Raw genomic sequence first — 24568 nt, 5'->3', positions numbered from 1 at the left:
AGACGATAACGATACTTTATTTGTTAATAGAGTGAACCATTTTATTGAGGCTTTAAATGTCGGAGAGCAATATACTAAAAACCTCAACGTTCGTCTGCCTAATATAGAAACTGGTTTCCGCTATTTATTATTTGTTAGTGATCGCGATAATTCCTATGATGAGGCCAATGAAGAGGATAATGTTAAGGCTGTTTATCTTGAAATAAAGAATCCAGATGTAGATTTATCCATAACTTCTCCTGATGAAACACTTCAAGGAAATATTGGAAGTGAGTTAACCGTGTCTTGGAATGTTTCTAATCCCGGGACAGAGAACGCTAGTCGTGACTATTGGTATGATCGGATTTATTTTTCAGAAGATGAAGATCTTGATGAAAATGATCTTTTCTTGAGTCCTCAATATATTAGATATGGTTTATCAGCAGAAAATAGCTATACTCGTTCCCGAACCATAACATTACCAGAGCAAGCTCCAGGTGATTATCATCTATTATTTGTAGCAGATTATTTTGATCAACAAGCTGAAACTGATGAGTCTAATAATCTCCTTGCTGTACCCCTAAAATTACTTGATTTACCTAATTTAACCGTATCCGATACCGTTGTTCCCCCATCTGCCAAGATACATGAGACTGTTGAAGTAAATTGGACAGTTACTAATATGGGAGAGACCAATGCAACTAGTAATTGGCCTGATTATGTTTATCTCTCAGGTGATGATGAGTATGACAGCAATGATATTCAGTTAATATCTTTGAGTGCTGCGGACAAAACGCCTTTAGCCGCAGCAGATAGTTATAGCCTTGCAGGTGACATTGTTATTCCTCAAACAACTGTTGGTAAATACTACCTACTATTCGTTACTAATCAACAAAACAATCAACAAGAAACCGATTTTTCAGATAATATTCAAGCGGTTCCGATAGAGTTAGCTATTCCAGATGTCGATTTCACCGTGACATCAATCACAGCACCATCTGAGGCAACAGTTCTTAGTAGACCCTATCTGTCCTGGACTGTTGAAAATAATGGCTCTGAAACAGCGGTTGTTAGCTCCGGAGATTATATTTATATTTCTGATGATGAAGATTTTGATAGTAGTGATAGTTTAGTTGATTCAGTCTCTACTTCTTCATTTACTCCACTAGCCGCTGGAGCTAGTTATACCGCTGATATAACTGTAGATGAGATCCCTAATACGAAAACAGGCGATCGCTATCTTTTAATTGTTAGTGATAGATATGACTATCAAGCAGAAACAGATAATAGCAATAATGTTAAAGCCGTTCCTATTGAGATTAAAGCTCCTAATTTAGAGATATCTAATGTTTCTGCTCCACCGAAAATCAATAAAGGAAGTAAATCTATTCAAATTAATTGGACTGTTGAAAATACAGGCAATGCGAATGCACTAGCTGACAATATAAGAATAAATAGCCGTAATTATGCTGCCTGGAATGATTATATTTATCTTTCTAAAGATGACCAATTTGATGATGGAGATACTTTTTTAAAGAGTGTTCTGCAAGATGATTATTATTCATACGATGGCAGAGGATTTCGATATTTAAGTCCTGGACATAATAGAAATTCCAGTACTCTTATTAATATCCCAGAAGTTGATATTGGTAATTATCATTTATTAGTAGTTGCTGACAGAAATAATGATCAGGGAGAAACTAATGAAGAGGATAATGTTTATGCTTTGCCAATTGAGGTTTTAGATACAACTAATATTGAAATAACTTCTGCCAATGTACCAACAGACGCGACCTTAAACGATACGATAGAAGTATCTTGGACAGTTACTAATAGAGGAACAGCAACAGCTTCAGCTACTTGGGAAGATGGGGTCTATATTTCTGAAGATGACAAATTTGATATTAATGATGATATTTATCTAGGTAATTATCAATACGAAAATAATACATTAATCAATTCAGGAAAAAGCCATGATGCAGCCACAGAAATAACAATTCCTAAAAGTATTGGTACTGGCTCGCGTTATCTTTTCTTTGTGACAGACAGAGCAAATAATTTTCCTGAAACGAATGAGGATGATAATGTTTATTCTGTACCAATAAAGTTAACTGCAACTAACTTAAAACTTACAGATGCGACTGTCCCAGGAGCAGCATCTTTGAATGAAAATATAACATTATCTTGGACAGTAAAGAATATTGGAGATCATCAAGCTGCGGCTAATTGGACTGACGAAATTTATTTGTCTGATGATCCAGATTATGACGATAGCGATATTTATCTTGATCGACAACAGATAATAGATCAAACTCCATTAGCAGCTCAAGCTCATTATGATGTCTTACAAACAGTCCAAATTCCAGATTCAGCGACATTAGGCAATAAATATATATTATTGATTACTGACAGCAATGATATTCAAGGAGAAGTTGATGAAGAAGATAATATTCTGGCAAAACCAATATCTATCAAACAAGCAGAATTAGCAATTACATCTGTTGTTACTCCTGCTACCGCAAGTTTAAATCAATCTTTTGATGTTTCTTGGATAGTAGCTAATAGCGGCAATGGTGCAGCATTTTCTGATGATGTTTCTTGGCAAGATCGCGTCTATTTATCGGACAATCAAACTTTTGATGATAATGATGATTTTTTAGGCTCTCGCAACATAAACTTTTTATTAGCTGATGATAGCTATAGTCGTAATCTATCAATTAATATTCCTGAGACAAGGCAAGGACTTCAATATCTTTTGTTTGTTACTGATTTTTTTGATGAGGTACCAGAGGCCAACACAAATACAAATGTTTATGCTGCTCCATTAGATATTCAAGTTGCTAACTTAGAAGTGGAAAATGTAATTGCACCTGTTTCCGTAACATCTAATCAAGTAATTCCAGTATCTTGGCAAGTTTCTAATGATACAGATGCTGATGCGATCGCGCTTAGTTTTTGGCGAGATGATGTCTATTTGTCAAAAGATAATATCTTAGATAATAATGATTCTAATTTATTTAGCCAATATGGATATAGCAGTTTAGCAAGTAATGAGAGTTATACTATTGATACTAATATTACTATTCCCAATGATTTAACTGGAGATTATTATCTATTATTTGTTACTGATTTAGACAATGCATTAGTTGAAACTGAGCAAGCAGATAATGTTTATTCTCTTCCGATAAAAATTGGTTTAACTGATATTCAAGTAACACCAGTTAATGTACCAGATACTATATATTGGAATGAAGAATTTGATCTTCAATGGCAAGTTAGCAATGAAGATGTAATTGAGGTTGAAGGGTGGAATAATACCGTCTATCTCTCTCAAGATGATGTTAAAGATAATAACGATATTATTTTAGGGAACTTTAACGAGACGGATAACACAATCTTGGCGCAAAATAGCATTTATGATTTTAATCAGCAATTTATTATTGACACTTTTGATATTGACTTAGCAAGTGATTGGCATCTAATTATCGAAGCTCAATCTAGTCAAATTGATAGTGACCCCACTAATAATATTTTTACAAAAAAAATTGATCTTTTATTACCTACCTATAACAATCTAGTCGTATCAGATGTCATTGCGCCAGATGTGACGATAGATGATCCAGCCAGAGTAGAAATTAGCTGGACAGTCACCAATACAGGAACAGGCAGAGGACCAGAAGATAGTTGGACAGATACCGTATTTATTGTTTCTGAGGATGACAATAAAGAGACGATTCTTGGTGAATTTGTTCATACTGGTGGATTAGGAAAAGACGAAAGCTATACCCAAACCCAATCAATACTTTTCCCCGCATCCTTTGAAGGTCGTTATCGTCTCTACGTAGAAAGCGATCGCGAAAATCTGGTCTTTGAAAATGGATTAAAAGACGACAATATTCAAGAAAAAGCAAAAGATGAGGAGGGTAACATCACCTTCTTTGATGTACTACCAATTCCCTATGCAGATTTGCAAATAACCGAAGTTAAACCTACCAGTACAGCTAGTAGCGGACAACCATTATCTGTTTCATGGACAGTAACTAATGGTATTGATAAAGATGGTATTCCAGAACATGATCCTGATGATGGAATTGGTCTCACGAATACTAGCAGTTGGAACGATACTCTATATTTAGTTAGTGATTCTGACGATAAAAGGATTCCATTAGGATCATTTAATCATGCTGGGGCCTTAGCTTTTGAAGGTAGTTATGAGCGCTCTGCTACGGTCACTTTGCCAGATGGGATTGAAGGAGATTATTACCTAATTGCCGAAACTGGAGGCCCCTTTGAATTTATTTACGATAAAAACAACAGTAATACCTCCGCTATCTTTGAAGTCCAATTAACTCCGCCACCAGATTTGGAAGTTATAGATATTACCGCACCTAGTGCGATTAAATCTGGAGAGAAAATTGATCTGACTTGGGAGGTTGCGAATAAAGGACAAGGAAACGCGATCGGTGGTTGGACAGACCAAATCTCTCTGCAAAAGGCGGAATCTCCCGAGGATGGGACTCTCCCAGAAAAGATTCGATTGGGAAACTATACCTATGATTCAGGATTGGAAGCAGGGAAATCCTATATTCGTCAAGAACAAATTACTATCCCACCAGAACTACAGGGAGAATATCAAATTGTAGTTGAGACCAATGCTTCTATTCTGTTTCAGGAAAGTTTGTTTGAAGGTACTAACACTGCAAACAACATTACTATTGATGGACAACCAATTGAACTAACATTACCTGCTAGACCAGACCTACAAGTTGAATCGATTACGATACCAGATAAAGTAGATGAAAATGGGACTATCGCAGTAGAATTTACCGTAACGAATGAAAGCACCTCCGCTAGCACAAACACTCCCAATTGGACAGATACAGTTTATTTGTCTCTAGATGATCAGATTAGTTCTGACGATATTATTGTAGACAGTTTAAAAAATGGTTCAGCCTTAGGAGCAGGGGCAAGTTACACTTCTAGGACCGCTCAATTTAAAGTTCCGCAACGTTTCCAAGGTAATTTCCATATAATCGTTGAAACTGATAGTGGAAATAAGGTTAACGAATTACCGAAAGACAAAGAGAACAACAATACTAAGTCCGAACAGTTTTTCGTAGATTTTACCGATAATGGTACTGGAAGTGACAGTACGTCCCTTTCCGATCTAGTGACCAGTGATGTGTTTGCCCCAGAGCGGGCTTTTGAAGGTTCAACCATTGAAGTGAGTTATACCGTCACGAATAAAGGTGTGGGAACAACTAATGTTGACAGTTGGACGGATACAATTTGGCTAACTAGAGATCAAGGTCGTCCATCCGCAGCAAATATAGAGAAAAGATCGGAAGACATTTTACTCAAAACCATTACCCATAGAGGAGAACTCACCGCTGAATCAGAAATAACTACTGAAGGAGAATATCGCGAAACAGTAAGCGTGACCATTCCTGATCAGGTAATAACAGGAGAATGGTACATCACGCCCTGGAGCGATACTTATGATGTTGTTTTGGAAAATACTTTCACAGATAATATCAATCTCGATGATTCTAATGAATTAAGAAATAATAACTATAAGGCAAAACCCATAACCATTCTCCCAACTCCAGCACCAGATTTGGTCGTTCAAGATATTATTCTTCCTATTCCCAACAAAGCTAAAGGAGGAGATCCCTTTAGAGTGAAATGGACAGTAAAAAATGATGGTGGAGGAGCAACTAGGGATGAGAGCTGGAGAGACTTTGTCTATCTGACTGATGCTCCTAGTCTTGATAAATCATCCGTAATCTGGAATTTAGGTTCATTCACTTATGAAGGAGGTTTGGCTCCAGGAGAAAGTTATGAGCAGATAGCTGATTTTGATTTATCTCCTGCTGCGGTTGGTCAATATGTAATTGTTGTCACTAATAGTGGTACTCAACCTGCTTGGGAAGGAGCTTTTGGAAATAATAATGCAAGGTTTGCCAAGACTATGGTTGATAATGCACCAGCAGATCTCGTAGTTGATTCGATTACAGTTCCTGAAACCAGTTTCTCTGGTGAAAAAATTGAGGTGCAATGGAAAGTAATCAATCAGGGTGCTCCTATGTGGTCTGGTACTAAATATTGGTATGACGGAGTTTGGATATCTCCCGACCCAATATTAGATCTAAGTCGAGCAACTGAATTAGGTAGAGTTATTTACAGTCCTGAGACTCCTCTAGGCACATATGATGGCGAGAATGGTACTTATACTCAAACTCAAGAATTTACCTTACCTCAAGGAATTGAAGGAGAATATTATATCTATGTTGAGACCGATCTCCTTAATAAACCAGCAGGAACATCTATTGTAGATTATCAAGGAAATCCTACCGATATTAGGGGAAGAATTCATAATACAGGTTCGAGAGAACAGTTTGTTTCTCGTGGGTTTGAAGATCGCAGTAATAATTTGGATGAAACTGAACTGTCGGTTGTTTATCGGGAACCAGATTTAGAAGTAACTGCTCTGCGAATTGACGATATTACTTCAAATTCGGAAGGTACAATTCCCACCTCTGAATCAGGGAGTATCATTCCCATAAGCTGGACTACGACTAATAATGGCACCAGAGCAACGAGGACTGGGGAATGGTTTGATCGGGTTTATTTGTCAAGAGATCCTTCTTTAGATTTAGAGGATACTTTACTTGGTGAGTATGAACGTCAGGGTGTACTAGATATTAGGGCTTCTTACGATGCTAATCTTAATGTTCAACTTCCAGAAAATATTGAAGGCAATTATTACATCTTAGTCTTTACCGATTCTAATATTACTGGGATCATAAATGGTTCTGCTATCGATTATGAGAAAGGCTATAGGGTCCCTACCCGTAGAAATCTAGCGCGTGTGGAAGAATTTCAAGATGAAGGGGATAACATAACTGAAGCTGGGTTACAAATTACTCTACGAAATCCTCCAGATTTACAGGTAACTGAAGTCAAAATTCTTGAGGGCACAACAAAAGTCTTTGTCGGACAAACCTTCGATTTAACTTATAAAGTCACTAATACAGGAACTGGTAATCCGACTCAAGAGAGCTGGAGCGATTTAGTTTATTTTAGTAGAGATCAATTCTTGGATTTAGAAAGTGATATTTATTTAAAATCTATACTCCATGATGGTGGTTTAAATGCTGGAGAAAGTTATATCGAGAACATAACCATAGATGTTCCCACAAATTTAATAGATGTTCCCACCGATTTATCGGAACCATTGCCATCGGAACCATTTTACATTTTTGTAATTACAGATCCTGCATCTTCTAGGCGCAAAGATCAGGTTTTTGAAGGAGGTTTGGATTTTAATAACTCTCGTGCTAGGACTAACCCTGCTGATGCTGATAGTAATGAACCTTTTCCTTTATTCGTAGAATTTCAACCACCAGTAGATTTGCAAGTTGAGGGTATAACTTTCCCTGATATCAATTCTACAAATAAGGTTTTCTCTGGAGATAACATCACTATTCAATGGAAGACTACTAATAAAATTATTGATGGGAAAGATCCTAATATTGTTGAGGGTACTTGGAGTGATGCGGTCTATTTATCTAAAGACGATCGCTGGGATATTGGAGATACTCTCTTAGGTCGAGTTCGGCTTACAGGCCCATTGGCACCAGGAGAATACCATACTCCACAACTAGAAGCGATTTTACCTCCTGCTTTTCCACGTGAGGAAGGTTATCGCATCATTGTTCGTCCTGATATTTATAATCAAATCTATGAAACGAATGAAGATAATAATCAGACAGCTTCTGGAGATATTCTCAATATAAAAGTAGAAGAAATTCGTCTAGGAGTTAAGAAAGATACTACTTTAGTTACAGGACAATCTCGTCTCTATCAAATCGATGTTGATGCTGGGGATACTCTCCAAGTCATCTTAGATTCAGATAAGGATAATGCTGCTAATGAATTATTTATTAAACAAGGATCGGTTCCTACTACTGCCGATTATGATTTTGCCTATGACGGTGGATTAAATGCGGATCAATCATTAATTGTCCCGACTACTGAGCCAGGTACTTACTATATTTTGGCCAACGGCTTTTTCTCACCTGGTAAAGAAAATATTAGCCTCTTAGCTCAGTCGCTGCCTTTTGGGATTAGTGATGTTATTAGCGATCGCGGTGGCGATAGTAAATATGTAACAACCCATATCTATGGCGCTAGATTCCGTGAAGATGCCCTAGTGGAGTTCGTTCGTCCTGGAATTGGCGAATTTATTCCCGCATCCTATGAAGTCATTGATGGAACTCATATTATTGCGATTTTTGATTTTGAAGATGCACCCCACGGACTCTATGACGTTAAGGTTATTAATCCCGATGGCGAAGAAGCGATCGCGCCCTACCGCTATTTAGTCGAAAGAGCGATCGAACGGGATATCACAGTCGGTTCAGGTGGTCCTCGAATCCTCACAGCAGGAGAAACAGGAACCTATAGCGTTGCTGTCCGAAGTCTAACCAATCTCGATACTCCCTATGTTCACTTCCAATTTGGAGTTCCTGAATTACAAAATAATCGTTTTCTCTTTGGTCTTTTTGACGACCCAGTTACGAAAGAAGCTGGAATAACAGAATTACCCTATGTGGGATTCACTTCTAATTTACGAGGTACGCCCCCCATTGCCACATCAGATAATTCTCTAGGAGATGTACCTTGGGCAAGTTTAGTTTCGGATATCAACACTGATGGCGAAATTCTTGCTCCTGGTTACATCTATGACTTTCGAACTGCTGGGGTCAGCGGATTCACCTTTAATGCCCAAGCTTATCCTGGGTTAAATGATTTGCTGGCATTACAACCAGATGCGTTTGAAAAATTAGAGCCTGAAGATGATGCCAAGATTGCTTTCCAATTCCATATTCAAGCCGCTGCAACTGTCCTGACTCGGGACGAATTTATTGCTCAACAAACTGAATCGGCTTTAACCCTAAGAGAAAATATTCTCAATGATCCTGAAGCGACTTCCAGCTTAGCCTTACTCGCGGCAGATCCCGATATTTGGGTTGCTTCCTATCTCGCTGCACTAGAAGCTGCGGGATTACTCAGACAAGAAGATGAAGCGCCAACAGTAAGGGAAAATCCTTTAGTTGCGAGTATGATGGCGACTTTGGCTAGTGGCGTCTTAGTTGGGGCAGCTGGAGAAGAAATTATTACCGATGGCGATCTCTTATATTTCTTTGAACAATTAAGAAAATGGTATGGCCATGATGAAGCATTAACTGGGAAAAATGAGCCTCCCGAGCCAGAGCTGTATGATTTGGGCTTCACCGCACCTACCCATTTTGAAGCCTTTAATATTTATGTTCCCTTTGGTGACGAGTTCTTAAATTTACCTGATGCGACTAATGTTCCTAATCCTAACTTTAATCAGTTCCCAGAAGGTTCAGGGGAAGTGAACGAACTTAGTAATATTATAGGACCCGTTACTACAGAAGAAAATGGTCTGATTCCTCTAGGAGAAGCCTTACCCTATACAATTCAATTTGCTAATTCGCCTAATGCCAATGCTAGTGTTGGTGAGATTAATATTGTTACGGAACTCGATAAGAATTTAGATCCGCGTTCCTTCCGTTTGGGAGATCTTCAGATAGGAGATATCCGAGTTCATATTCCTGAAGGTCGCGGGACATTTGCTGGAGACTTTGACTTTACCGGTACCAAAGGCTTTATTCTGCGGGTGAATGCGGGATTATTAGTTCTGCCTGATGATGATGATAGTGATAATCTTACTGCTACTGTTAGTTGGTTGTTACAGGCGATCGACCCCGAAACAGGAGAAGTGATAGATGATCCTGATTTTGGATTGCTGCCACCTAATGATGCGATCGGTTCTGGTAGTGGTTTTGTTGGTTATACGATCGCACCCAAAGAGGATCTCGTTACGGGAGATCAGATCAGTGCCAATGCCAGAATTATCTACAATACAGCTCCAACTTTAGATACGCCGACTATCACTAATACTATCGATGGTGCTGCGCCTGTAACTACAATTAATGTCGAAGCTCTAAATGGTAGCGACAATGATTATCTCGTAAGCTGGAATGCAGTTGAGGACACCAAGGGTTCAGGAGTCAGACATGTCACGGTTTATGTAGCTGAAGACGGTGGCAACTTTACGATTTGGCAGCAACAAACTACCGATACCGAAGCTGTTTTCACGGGAGAAGCGGGACATACCTATGAATTTCTTGCTTTAGCAACTGACAATGCAGGGAATACCGAATTGCCTCCCTTGGGGGTTAATGCTCCAGACGATGGGAGTAGCACTAACTTAGGTAGTCTCACTAGTGTTGGACAAACCAGCGAACCAACTCCCACTCCTGCACCAGAACCAGAAATTATTCTCCCGACTAATCCGATTTTTAATGAAGTAACAGGAGTTCCTGGTACTCTCAACACCACTAATCCTTCAGAATTTAATAGTGTTTTACGTCCCTTTAAAGCTTCTGCTTTTGCTACAGGAATTGCAGAAAGTCATGGTGATATCTCTGCTCTGGCAATTGTTGAATTACCTGATGAATCGTTCCTGATCAGTGGTGGCAGAAATCGCGGTTCTATATATCAAATAGATCGTGTTGGTGGAGATGTGGGTCGAGCTTTAATTGAATTACCAGTGCCGATCTTTGACTTAGAACTTGATGAAAATAATACTCTTTGGGCAACCACAGGTGGTGGAGCATTACTTCAGCTCGATAGCAGTACAGGAGAGATTCTTAACCAATATGGTGATGGCATAACTCAATCTTTGGCGATCGATCCTGAAACGGGGTTAATTTATGTTTCTTCGGGTAATGGGATTGAGATTTTTGATGCGATCGCGGAAACCTTTACTCACTTTAGTAATCTCAGAGTCGGTAATTTAGAATTTGATAATTTTGGGAATCTCTGGGCTAATCGTTGGCCCAATCGTGGGGAAGTAGTTCGTTTTGTTCCTAATCCAGAAACCGTTAGGGAAAAACCTGACAATGAAAGGCTAAATAACATACCTCAATCATTATTAGAGTTCGAACTACCCATAGATTCTCTAGCTTTTGGTCAAGAAGATACAGAATTAGATAATTTGCTCTTTATTTCTAGTAATAGTGGCGAATTAATCATGGTAGATCTAGCCACTAGAAATTCTGTCACTGTTGCTAAAGGAGGTAGTCGCGGGGATATTTTGCAAACAACTTCTGATAGTAGAGTGTTAATTTCCCAATCGAATCAAGTTGATGTCTTCTCCCCTCTAATTCCTCCAGAAATCGCCTTTACTAATCCTCCGACCGACGGCATTGTAGCTCTCCCGAGAGGTACAGTAAGCGTTACTTTCGACCAAGAAATGTATGTTGGCGAAGCTACCGAGGCTGATTCAGTTCTCAATCCTGATAACTATAGCTTAACCAGTAAGAGTAGCGGTAATAGTTTGACTCCTGTGAGCATTTCCTATGATGCAACTAGTAATACAGCGACTCTCAACTTCAATGCGTTAGAAACGGATAACTATACATTCTCTATTGCTCCTAATCTTGAGAATATTGAAGGTCTGGAACTTACAGAAGCATATCAATTTGACTTTACAGCAGTTTCGGATTTCTCAGCTTTTGTTGATTTAGAATTTACTAATACTCGTTCTAATCGCGCTAACAAAACTGTCTCCTTTGATGTTTCTCTGACAAATAGAGCTGATTATGATTTGCTATTGCCGATCGCCCTTCTACTAGAATCTGATAACAACAACAATACCGCTGAACCTCTCAATTACGTCAATCGTAGTGAATTGGGAGCCTATTTCCTTGATCTAAGTACATCACTAGAAGATGGTGTTTTAGAACCTGGAGAATCTATTACAGGCCAGACCGTAACTATTTATAATCCTGATGCAGTACGGTTTGAATTTGAGCCAGCGATTTATACTTTACCAACTACGAATCAAGCGCCTGTCTTTACTAGTAACCCTGTAACCGCTGCCATAGCAGGCGAACTCTATTCTTACGATGTTCTGGCCGAAGATCCCGATGGTAGCGTGATTGGTTATCTACTCTACGATGCTCCAGAAGAAATGACCATTGACAATAATAATGGCACCATTACCTGGAATCCCACTGCCGATAGTCCGGTGCAAACTGATATTACCTTACATGTCTATGACAGTCGTGGTGGTCGCGCAATTCAAGAATTTACGATTGATGTGGCAGGAGGTAATCAAGAACCGGTATTCATTCCCTTATCCCAAGATATTAATGGCAATGAAGGTGAATTAATCGAACTGAATATCAGTGCTAGTGATGCCGATGGCGATCGCCTGGAATATTGGGCCGATAATCTGCCTGCTGGGGCCAGTTTTGATAGTGAAACCAGAATATTTTCTTGGATTCCTGGTTTTGATAACGCCGGAACCTATGAAGATGTCACCTTTATTGTTAGTGATGGTGTAAACCAAGTTGCAACCACTACTGATTTTCTTATTGCACCGGCAAATCAAGCCCCAAATTTATTGCCTATAGTACCGAAAACCTATGTAGAAGGTGATGCGATTCGGTTCCAGCTACAGGCAAGCGATCCCGATCCCGTAGGGGCGAACGGCCGTTCGCCCTTACAATTCAAAAGTAATTCGCTACCTGGTGGGGCATTCCTTGATCCGAATACAGGGGTGTTTGAATGGACTCCTGATTTCTTCCAGGCTGGGGAATATTCGATACCCTTTACGGTAAGTGATGGCGAAGCTTCTACCACTGAAATTGCTCAGCTAGAAATTCTCAATGTCAATGCGGCTCCAGTCTTCAATAATATAGATAGTTGGTTTGCTGTTGAAGGTCAAACTGTTAGCTTTAGAGCCTTTGCCTTTGATCCTGATAATCCCGGCTTTGTGCCTCAAGAACGGTTATCGAATGGTAAGTTGACTGTACTCGAAGGAACGAACCCCACGGTTAACTATTTGGTAACGGGATTACCTGATGGCGCAACTTTTGATCTCGAAACTGCTATCTTTAATTGGGAGCCTGACTTTGATGATGCAGGAGTTCATTCTTTTACAGTTACGGCGACTGATGATGGTGATGGTGATGAGCCAGAAATCACAACTCAAACGATTGAGATCACAATTGGGGATGTTAATCGTCCGCCAGAGATCCCTGCAATTTCCAATCAAACTGTACAACGGGGAGAAACTTTAGATTTAGTTATTGAGACTAGTGATCCCGACGGTGATCCGATCGCGATTAGAGGTACAGGAGTCGGTGGTTTTGGGTTACCAGATTTTGTCACCCTCACAGATAACGGCGATGGCACAGCTAATCTCCAGGCTATACCAGGTGATGGCGATCGCGGTAATTATCCTATCATCTTAATTGCCACCGATGAAGGCAATGTATCGGCCAGCTATTCCTTTATTCTTACTGTTGAAGCTGTTAACGAACGTCCTGCCCTGCAATATATTGGTGACAAAATAGCCATTGTCAATGAACCTTTAGAATTCACTATCTTCGCTACAGATCTAGATCAAGATGATTTAACTTTCTCTGCTACAGGATTATCTGATGAGGAAATCTTAACTACCAATGATGTTTATGGACAAGCATTATTTAGTTGGACTCCCACCGATGCAGATCTCGATAATAAGTATCCCATCACAATTAAAGTTGAAGATGACGCCAATGGAGATATTAGTGAGATTCTAAGCAGCGAACAAACTTTTAACTTAGTAGTTAAGGACACAAATATTGCACCAACTTTACCCGCGATCGCAGAGCAAAATGTGATCGAAGGTGATACTTTATCCTTTGCTTTAGGAGGAACTGATGATGATAATCTCGATAAGACTGATGATGATAATCTTGATAAGTTAACCTACAGTGTCAAGAATTTACCCCGAGGCGCAACTTTAGATCCTGCTACAGGACAATTTACCTGGACACCGGATTTCTTCAGCCAAGGAGTTTATGACAATATTGAATTCACTCTGAGCGATGGCCATAGTAGCAGCTCGCAAACAGTGAATATTAATGTTGCAAACAATAACCGTCCGCCATCACTAACTCCCCTACCCACACAAGCAACAAGAGAGAATGTTGAATTAATCTTCAACCTCAAAGGAAATGATTTTGACGCCGAGCCGATTTTCTATTCAGCGATCGCGAATTTGCCAGAAGGCGCAAGACTCGATAGTAGTACAGGGGAATTTAAATGGAAACCCAACTACGGACAAGCAGGAGTCTACTACCTGGAATTTGCGGTTACTGATGGGAATGAAACCGAGGATTCTGGATTGGTACCAGATTCTGAAATAGTAGAAATTCTGGTTAGGAATGTCAATCGCACGCCAACTATCGATGTAGCACCACAGATTGTCGCTTTGGGTGAAGAACTACAATTTACTTTACAAGGAGATGATCCTGATTTATATGTTCCTACCCCCGATAGTTCACCACCAATAGCTCTGCAATATAGTGCGGAAAATTTACCTGCTGGAGCAGTCTTAGATCCCAATACAGGAATAGTTACCTGGACTCCTTCCCCTGGACAAGTGGGAGACTATGTTGTCACTTATCAAATATCAGATGGAGAAATAATTGCTGAGAAGAATGCGCTGATTCGTGTTGAAACTCAACCTACACCACCCATCGTTAATATTGAATTGACACCGAGTTTCCCAGCAATTCCTGGGCAGAAGGTGGTGATTAGTGCTTTAGCTGATAGTTTCACTGATATTGACAATGTTACTCTCACAGCCAATGGGACTGAGTTGACATTAGATAGTAGGAATCGGGGTGAATTTGTTCCCGACCAACCAGGAAGAATCGAGGTTATTGCGACAGCTATTGATGCGGCGGGAAGGACTGCGACAACCACAGAGGTGATTAAGGTTAGAGATCCTGAAGATGAAGACGAGCCGATTGTGGCTTTTGGTTTGGGATTAGATGAATCTGTTGCTGGAGAGGTAATTTCAATTACAGGAACGGTTAGTGATACTAATCTGGATGAGTGGGTATTGGAAGTATTTAGGAGTCAAGAGTCAAGAGTCAAAAGTCAAGAGTCAGAAGTTCTGGCTTCTGGTTATGGAACTTTTAATAATCAGGCAATTACTACTTTAGATCCTGCTCTATATGGCAATGGTTTCTATACTTTGGAGTTGACTGCTACTGATATTAAAGGTCGAACTTCTACTACAGAGATTGTTGTAGAGGTAAGGAGCAATAGTAAGCAAAAGCAGTATTTACGCCAGGATACAGATTTGGCGATCGCATTTACTGGTGAGTCAGTTGATGAGACAGTAGATGAAACAGTAATTAATCTGGTTCGTCGTTATGATTCTTTAAATCGCGATCAAGTTGGCAGTTTTGGTAATGGTTGGGAATTAGCCAATGGTAATTTTAATTTAGAAACAAGCAATGAAGGCAGAGGGCAGAAGGCAGAGGGCAGCAGCAGAGGGGAAATTCCGTTTGAGAATGGCACCAGGGTTTATCTGACTTTGCCTGATGGGGAACGAGTTGGTTTTACTTTCCAACCTGTTGCTGAAGAGATTACGGGATTAACTTACTATAAACCTGCTTGGGTTGCGGATGCAGATGTTAACTATAGTCTGGAATCTGCGGATGCTGTCTTGAGCGTAGCCAGGGGACGTTATTACGATCTACAAACAGCAAGACCATATAATTTGAAGGCAGAGGGCAGAGGGCAGAGGGCAGAAGGCGGTTTTGCCTATCAGCTGACAGCACCTGACGGAATAATATATCGATTGGATGCTGATGGAACTGTTGTAGAACAGATTACTGCTGATGGGACACGGTTGATTTATAGCGATAGTGGCATTCTCAATGCAGAGACGGGTGAGATGGTCAGCTTTGAGTCTGATGATGCGGGTAGATTGACTCAAATTACGGCTCCTAATGGTGACGCGATCGCCTATACCTATGATGATGCAGGTAATTTGGTAGGTGTAAGAAATATCTCTGTGGGGGATTCGGTTCGTTACAGTTATGGCGAATCTGGTTTGAATTTAATCGCTGGAGATACAGGAGAAGCGGACCGCAAAGCGGATCGCTCCGCGATCGCATATTTCGATAATCCACAAATCTTACCTCTAGAGGCAGATTTAGGTACGGCAAGTCGCTTTAATGGGACATTAACTAGCGGTACTTTAAGTGATGGCAATGGTGATCTTTATAGTTTGGGATTCCGTGATTCGGAAATTAATTCAACCGCCACAGGATTTGTTTTGTTAGGTGTTGATGTTAATGGAAGTACTGAATTACCAAGCATTGAGGGTTTAACTCCCGTTAGCACTCAAACTGATACTAATAGTAGTTTTGCTCTATTTGCTATTGAGAAAGCGGGATTAAATCTGTTGGCGGTTAATGGTGATGCTGATTATCAATTACGGTTAGGTATTGCAGGTGATGTGAATGGTGATGGTGTGGTTGATGGGCTGGATAGTCAAGCCGTAACTGCTGCTTTGGGTAATGCTTTGGGGGATGCAGGTTATGATATTGCGCTGGATCTGAATCACGATCGCGTTATTGATAAAATCGATGTCCAGATTCTCGGTAGCAATTATGGATTTAGTGCGAATCAAGCTCCGGTAGTTATTAATAGCAATGCTTTAACTCATGAGGATCTGAGTGTCCAAATTCCTTTGGCAGATTTAGCGAGTGATCCAGAGGGAGACAGAATATTTTATCGCGCGATCGATGTAGAGAATGGGACGGTTACTTTTGCGCCCGATGGTGAGACTGCCATCTTTACTCCTGATGTCGGTTATACGGGTACAGCTTACTTTAAGTTGTTGGCTGATGACGGATTTGCGGTTAGTGATCCAGAACTGATTGAGATTAATGTGAGCGATGCACCTTTGACGAGTTTGGATTTTGTGGTGAGGAATCCGAAGTTGGAAGTGGGTGAGCAGTTTGAGTTACAGGCGATCGGCGACTTTGCCGATCAAGAGAATGTGTTATTGCCTGGGGATTATTTAACTTGGAGTAGTGAGAATGAAGATGTTGCGATCGCTAATGATGGGTTGGTAATTGGTGTTGGGAATGGAACTTCAATTTTAAGTGCAGAAAGAGATGGACTAACCGCAGTTACAACATCAAGAATTGGTCAAATAGATTTTGCCAATAGCGAAGCACAATTCGATTCAGTAATAGCCGAGTTCTTCGGTTTGGATGTCTATCCTGATGCAGTTACCTTAACTTCAGGTGTTGAAAGACAAATCTTAGTGGCAGTAGAAGGAATTGTCGATTCTGCTGACCTCACTGATAGTACAACTGGCACTCGCTATTTTGTGAATAATCCTAATGTCATTACTATTAATGAAGATGGATTAATCACTACTTTAACTGAAGGCAAAGCTGAAGTTACGGTTATTCATGGTGGAACTGAAGTCATAATTCCTGTCAATGTTGAACTACCTAATATTGGTGCAAAAGTATTAGATATAGAAGGCGGAATTGTTGAAAATAGCGATGGTTATCAAGTAATGATTCCACAAGGGGCGTTAAATGAAGCAGCGGAAATTAGTATTACTACTCTGCAAACGTCGGATTTAACTATACCTTTGCCTGAAAAATTTGATGTTATTGATGCGTTTAGATTAGATTTTGGTGATGATCCCCTAGCAATTCCTGCACAGTTAGCAATCCCTGCACCGGTCGGACTTGAACCAGGTACTGAAGTATTCTTTATGCGGGATGGAGAATTACCTAATGAAACTGGGACTTGGAATTCCACATGGTTTGTTGAAGAATCGGGTATTGTCGGCAACGATGGCATGATTCGGACTTCTTCTCCTCCTTGGCCTGGAGTCAGTAAAGCGAAAGATGATGACTATATTATTGCTGTCCCTAAATTTGGATACAAAGTAGGCAAGGCTTATGGTTCTTTAAATACATTAACAGGTGCTAATGATACTTTTGGGGTAGCAGGAGTTTCAGCTGGAGTATCGGCTCAAGGATTCAATTTTGGTGGAGTTATTAGTCTTCCTTTCTTCTATGAAGAAGCTGTGAGTTCAATAGATGTTGTTGTTGTTCCTAAAATCGGCGTTTTACCCTTCACTACGGAAGTAGGAGTTAATCTCAATCCACAAGGGATTCCCACTGCAAATATAAAATTAGACGAGATATTTCCCAATATAGAAAATGATCCTTTTGCTCCTCCTGTTTTGGAGCAAGGGATATTAGATTTTAGTGAAATAGAAGAACCTGTTGTTTACCTCGTTGGCAGTAATTTTGTTGTAGAAGCAGAAGGTCCTGGTGTCACGGGAACTTCTTTTGATGACTTGAGCGTTACCTTCAATTATGGAGGCAATGAACATGAAGGCACAATCATTCCTGATTTAAGTCAAGAATTGGGCAATAATCGGTATCAAGTTGCGATTAGAGTTCCTCAAACAGTGGTCTTGGCAGAATCTGCTATTGGGTTAACCAGAAACCAATTAGAATTAGCAGATATCACTGACTCTAATTCAGCTGAACTCATCCCCTATAGTAGCGAAACGACTATTAACCTTAAACCTCAAGATGTTGAGTTTACAATCACTACCCAAGCAGACAAAGAACAGGTTAGTGTGTTTAATGCTCTTAATCCAGAGGAAATAATCGCAACTGATGGTTTAACTAGCAGCGATTTATTGCTAGCAGAAATTCCTGTAGGAACTGCTGCGGAATTTGATCAACCTAGAGACTTAGTTGCGACTCATGATGCTGGTCGTGCTTATGTATCTCTGAGAAGTTCGGGTCGAATTGCTGTGATTGATTTGATGAGTTTACAGCAAGTAGATACTAATCCTGACACTACAGAGATTATCGATCCAATTAAGTTACCAGTTAATGCTGCGCCTCATGCGATCGCGACCTCTGCTGATGATCGTTATCTCTATGTTGGTGACTATCGGCAAAGGACAGTTTATATAGTTGATATTGATTCAAGCTCAGATACTTATCATCAAGTAATTCAAAATATTAGTATTGCGGAAGAAACCAACGGATTTCATTCTTTAGCAATTAGCAGTGATAGTAAAAAACTCTTTGCCACTTTACCTGGTGGCTTTTCACAAGAAGGAGAAGGCAAGATTTATGTTATCAATATAGACCCTGACGATAAACCAGGAGAATTGGAACCTAATGCTAATAAATGGCATGAAATTATCAGTCTTGCTGCTGATTACACAATATTAAATCAAGAAAATGGCAGTATTCAATTTAGAGCACCTGACAATTCGGAACGCAAACCTTTAACTATCGGTTATAATCCTTGGTCAGTTGCCAATGTTAACCATCGAGACTGGTTGGATTTATCCCCAGTTGATGCAGTTGAAAAAGATAATGAGACAGAAGACCTAACTCCTACATTGTCATGGCAATTCGATGAAGGATTTGAAGATGTAGAAGAAGTCAATCTATTCTTAAGTTCTTTCCCTCAAGACAAAGGATTGTTGCCTTGGGATGAATTAGCTGATTTGTCAGATCCAGAGTTTCTTGAAGATCTCACTGAACCAGAAAAAAAAGCTTTACTAACGCAACCTTGGAACGAATACGATGATTTTAATCCTGGTCGAATTCTCACAGCAACCTGGAAGAAAGCTACAAACTCCTGGTATTGGCATGATGGACAAACAGAGATTGCTCAAATTGAAGGAGATAATCCCAATAGCAGCACTAGTTTTACCTTGCCCGACGAATTGGCTCTAACATTTGGTCAAGACTATTATTGGGCGGTAGAAGCCACTTTAACCTCTGGAGAAATCAATTTAGATACAAATGGTCAATTTCGAACAATTGCTCCGATAACCAACCATCCTTTTAGTAGTGTAACGGTTTTAACTCATGGATTTAGCATCTTGCCTTCACTTTCAGAGCATGAAGGAATCCACACAAATTACTACGATATGGCGGAGCAAATTGTAAGTGTTCACGGAGAAGATAAGGAAGGTTTGATTCTGCGTTACGACAAACTTACGGGAAATTGGATTCCCGTTGAAAAGATAACTTCCTTGGATAACAATTTTATCTGGAAAGATAATTTAGAATTAGTAGGAGGAAAAGAACCTCATGAAGCAGATTATTTGACAACTCTAGCCAATAAACTTCAAAGTGATTATAAAAATAGACCTATAGTATTGATTCCAGAATGGACTAAGAATGGCGAATCAACTGTTCCTGACTCTGGGTTTTCGGAAGGAGTCGCTGATGCTATTTTCGCTTCAATGGTTGCACTGGATCAAAAATTAGGAACACAAACCAGCACAGAAAATTTTGTCGGGAAAGGTGCTCTATTGAACTCACCTTTGCATTTCATTGGTTTTAGCCGAGGGACAGTAGTTAATAGTGAGATCATTCAACGCTTAGGAACTTATGCTCCTTTCGCTGGGGGAGAAGATTTGCAGATGACGACTATCGACCCCCATGATTTTTATCAGGAAAATTTACTTATCCCAGTAGGACAATTAGTCACTACAGGTCTTGACATATTGTCCAAAAACCTAATAGCTGGTTCTCTCATTCAATTTTTTGGTGAACTGAGTGGATTCAAAAAAGAAACTTTAGACTATAGAGATTTTAAAGAGCCTCAAGTTCAAGTTTGGGATAATGTCGATTATGCCGATAATTATTATCAAGTAACTAATCAGGGCAAAATCTTAGGTATAGTGCCCAACTATACACCTAATGGTCGTAAATTACATAACATCAATGTTTCTTCTAATTATGATAATCGTGCTGATTTAAACCTCGACTTGAGTGATTTTAGGGGCTTTAGAGGTTTGAGTGCCCTTGTGGAAAATGTCTTTAGTGGCGCTCACGGAGCAACCCTGGCATGGTATGCCGGGACGGTAGATAATGCACTAGAAAAATTTAACGATGTTTTTTCCTTCGGAGAAGAAGAAATAGAAATTGAAAATCAAAGAGGAGAAATCAATGTTGACAAATGGTATAGTCCGAAAATAGATCTTTCTTCGCTACCTCTATGGTACGAATCAAAAAATAATACAGAGGAAGCAATTAATACAGGTTGGTATTATTCTTCCTTAATTGAAGGAACGCGAGAATTTGATAATGCTTCTAGATTGACTGCAAATCCTTCCTTTGATAATACAGCCGAACCGATATTGAAAGGTGACTTTGCTGTACCCACTTTGTTTAACGGTAATTTTGATGCTTCTTTTAGTGGCAATTTTGATACTTCTTTAAGTAATGGAGTTCGCAATTTTTGGTTTGGTGCTATTCCAGGTTGGTCTTACCATAATGGAAGATTTGATCAATTTGACATAGAGACTGTATCGGAAGTTCCCACTGGTGAGCTTAAATATGGTGTTGATATAGAGAGCATTACTAACAAGGCTGATATTCCTACTCTTGCTTCAAATAGTATTGCTTCTCTTGCTCTCAATGAGAATCAAGGCGAAAACGATTCAGAGCCCAACTATACCGTTAAATTAGATAGTGAAGACAGTCTTCTTCACAATCGCTTTGTGGTTCCTGATTTAGATTTACTAAAATTTGATCTACACGCACCCACAGCTAGTAATGGATTCTTAGAGATAACTATACAAGAGAAGGATAATAAAAATAACCAGAAGTTTCAGATTATCAGTTTGCAAGATGCTTCAGATTTTGACATTCCCAATCCTTATTCAATAGAGCATGGCAGGACTCAGTTTGAAACTTTTGAGATAGAAGTCCCAGATTCCCTAAGAGGAAAAGTTGCAACTGTTGAATTTAAACTTAATGCTGACAATACAGTTTATCTAGATGACATTTTCTTTAGAGACAACTATATCGAGTTGGAAACTCCTAGCAGTACTAATACACCAGATCTAGATCCTACCTTGAATCCTAAGTTTACTTGGTCTTTTGAGTCAGAAACTGACGATCAAGTCAAAGAAGTTGAACTTTATGTGAGTGTATTCTCTGAATATGAAGGATTATTTCCTGATGATGAATGGGAAGGCATAAATGCGACCACACCCAATGGTGATGGTAATCCCAATCGGATTCTTACTGCTAAATGGAGTGATGGTACTTGGACTTGGGCGGGAGATAGTACACCTGGTTCTAAAACAGAGTTGCAATTACCTTCAAATCTTACTCTAACCGCAGGCCAGACTTATCATTGGGGCCTCAAGGTTTTTGACGATGAAGGAAGAGAACTAGATCGCGATACCACAGAATTTAATACCCTATTACCAGAAAATTCTTATCCATTTAGTAGTGTTACCATTCTGACTCGTGGTACTGAAGCTAAAGACTTTTTAATTGATCGTCAATTTGAGCAAATTGCTGATCATATTACTACCCAAGAATCAGATGAAGGTCTCATAATGCGATATGAGGCAGAAACTGGTCAATGGTATTGGGAAGATAGTGATGGAGGAATCAATTACGATGTTCTACCTTCTTTTGCTGGTAAGCCTTTAGTCTTAATCCCTGGATGGGAATTTAGCAAAGAAAAAACTGCTAATAATTCTGGCTTTACTGAGGCTACTGCTGATGCTTTATTTGCTTCTTTAGTTGAATTAAATCGCAATTTTGGTAATGATCAGCTGTTTAATTCCCCAACTCACTTTTTGGGTGTGGGACAAGGAACAATCATTAATAGTGAAATTATTCAAAGATTGGGCACTTTCTTCCCGAAAGAAGAACATCCAGACAAATTCCCCGATCTGCATATGACAACTATTGATATTCCAGATCCTAATCAAGATTCTTTGAAAAATGATTTGAGAAGTATTAATGAGCCTGAAGTCAAGGTTTGGGAAAATGTCACTTTTGCTGATAACTATTATCAAACTGCTGTGTCTTCAAATGTCGATTCTACAGAAACTCTAGCTGGATCTATGTTACCTGGAGCAGATTTGGAAATTTATTTGGGTGGAATTAATGAGGCTGATAGTAGAAAAGGCTTTACTGAGGATGAACAAAATTCCGCACCCCATAATCGGGCTTTAGCTTGGTATTCGGGTACTAATGATGTTTCTCTGAGAGAGTTTGATTCTCCTAATACAGAGGAATCTGTTGAACAGTTGTATAGAAGATTAGGTGATTTAGATGCATCTAGTTCTAATTTACAGCGTCCTGAAACTTGGTACAGTCCTAATAATTTCGAGCATGGTGCGGAAGATGCTCCTTGGGAGGGTATTGGTACGGGTTGGTTCTATTCTGTTCTTGGTGGTGGACAGGAATTACGTCCTGATGAAGAAGATGATCAAACTCCTGTTTGGAATGACAATACGGCTCAACCTAGACAGAGAGGTGATTTTGCTGTTCCTACTTTGTTTAATGGTAATTTTGATGCGATTAACGAGAAATCAGATGATCAACCTATTCCTGGTTGGTCTTCGCATAATGATATTTCAGATACTTTTCAAACTGTATTAGTTGATTGGAACAATATTAATAGTCTTGCTACTTATAGTGAGCAAGTAGGATACGCTCCAAATCAGCCTAATTATGCTCTTCAATTAATTGATGGAGATAATATTGTTCATAATCGCTTTGTTGTTCCTGATTGGGGCGTATTACGCTTTAATTTACATGTACCTAATCTTAGTGATGGAAATGTCAATGTTACTCTAACAGGAAATAATGGAGTTACCGAAACAGAAACAATTTATTTCTCTGCTGCCGACGGACCTTATGATTTGGGTTATAACGAAGCAGATACCTATCGAATTGGATATGGAACGAGAGGCTTTGAAACTTTCCATCTTGATGTACCAGATTCTCTTCGTGGTCAAATAGCAACTCTTCAGTTTCAAGTTAATGGCGGAACTGCTTATTTAGATGATGTTTTCTTTAAGAGCGAACATCTTCTCTTGGGGAATCCGAGTGATGCAAGAAATACTAATCCTAATAATTATTTGATAGAAAGACCCCAGTATTCTTTGTCTTATAACGATGAGAAAAAAGGTCCTAATTGGGTTAGTTGGATAGTTGATTCAACTTGGTTAGGAGACGTTGGAAGACCAACAGCACCCTGGAATCAAGTACCTGATGACTATCCTGGAAACCCAGGCACGCCTCCTTCAAATGATCCATCTTCACTTCCTAGTATTGTTAGGACTGATTATCCTTGGATACCACATAATAAGCTGCCCTCTGGAGCAAGTAGTCCTCCAGCTTGGAGATATCAAAGCGGTCATTGGTTTCCTAGTTTTGATCGTGGTCATTTAACTGCCAGTGGAGATCGAGATAGAACGAGAAAAGATCAACTGGCGACCTATTTCACAACAAATCTTCTTCCGATGCAAAGTAACTTTAACAGAACTGGATTGTGGCGACAGCTTGAAATATTTGGGGAGAAGATTGTGGAAGAAAAAGGTAGAAAGCTGTATATTCTAGCTGGGGGAATAGCCTCTGCTAATGGAGATATTAGTCCAGACCATCCATTAAACAAAAATTATCTAAGTAATACTTCAGATTCCATTAATGTTCCTGAAAGTTTATGGAAAGTAATAGTTATCTTAGAACCAGACCAAGGTTTAGACGATATTTCTGTTAATACCCCAATAATATCAGTAATCTTGCCTAACGATAAAGTTAATCAGCCAGAAGACCCAAAATTACCGCAAGATCTTACTAAGTGGTAT

The 24568-nt window shown here is 39.5% G+C and carries 1 pseudogene (running past one end of the window); it reads left to right on the top strand.

Annotated elements, in window-relative coordinates:
• Positions 1-24568 (top strand): annotated as a pseudogene (locus XEN7305_RS28635) (CARDB domain-containing protein) (its annotated part extends 3236 nt beyond the left edge of the window); the annotation flags it as partial.

The organism is Xenococcus sp. PCC 7305, from assembly GCF_000332055.1.
Taxonomy (GTDB): Bacteria; Cyanobacteriota; Cyanobacteriia; order Cyanobacteriales; family Xenococcaceae; genus Xenococcus.
Note: the sequence above shows the minus strand (reverse complement) of the source record. Positions and strands in the feature narration are given on the sequence as shown.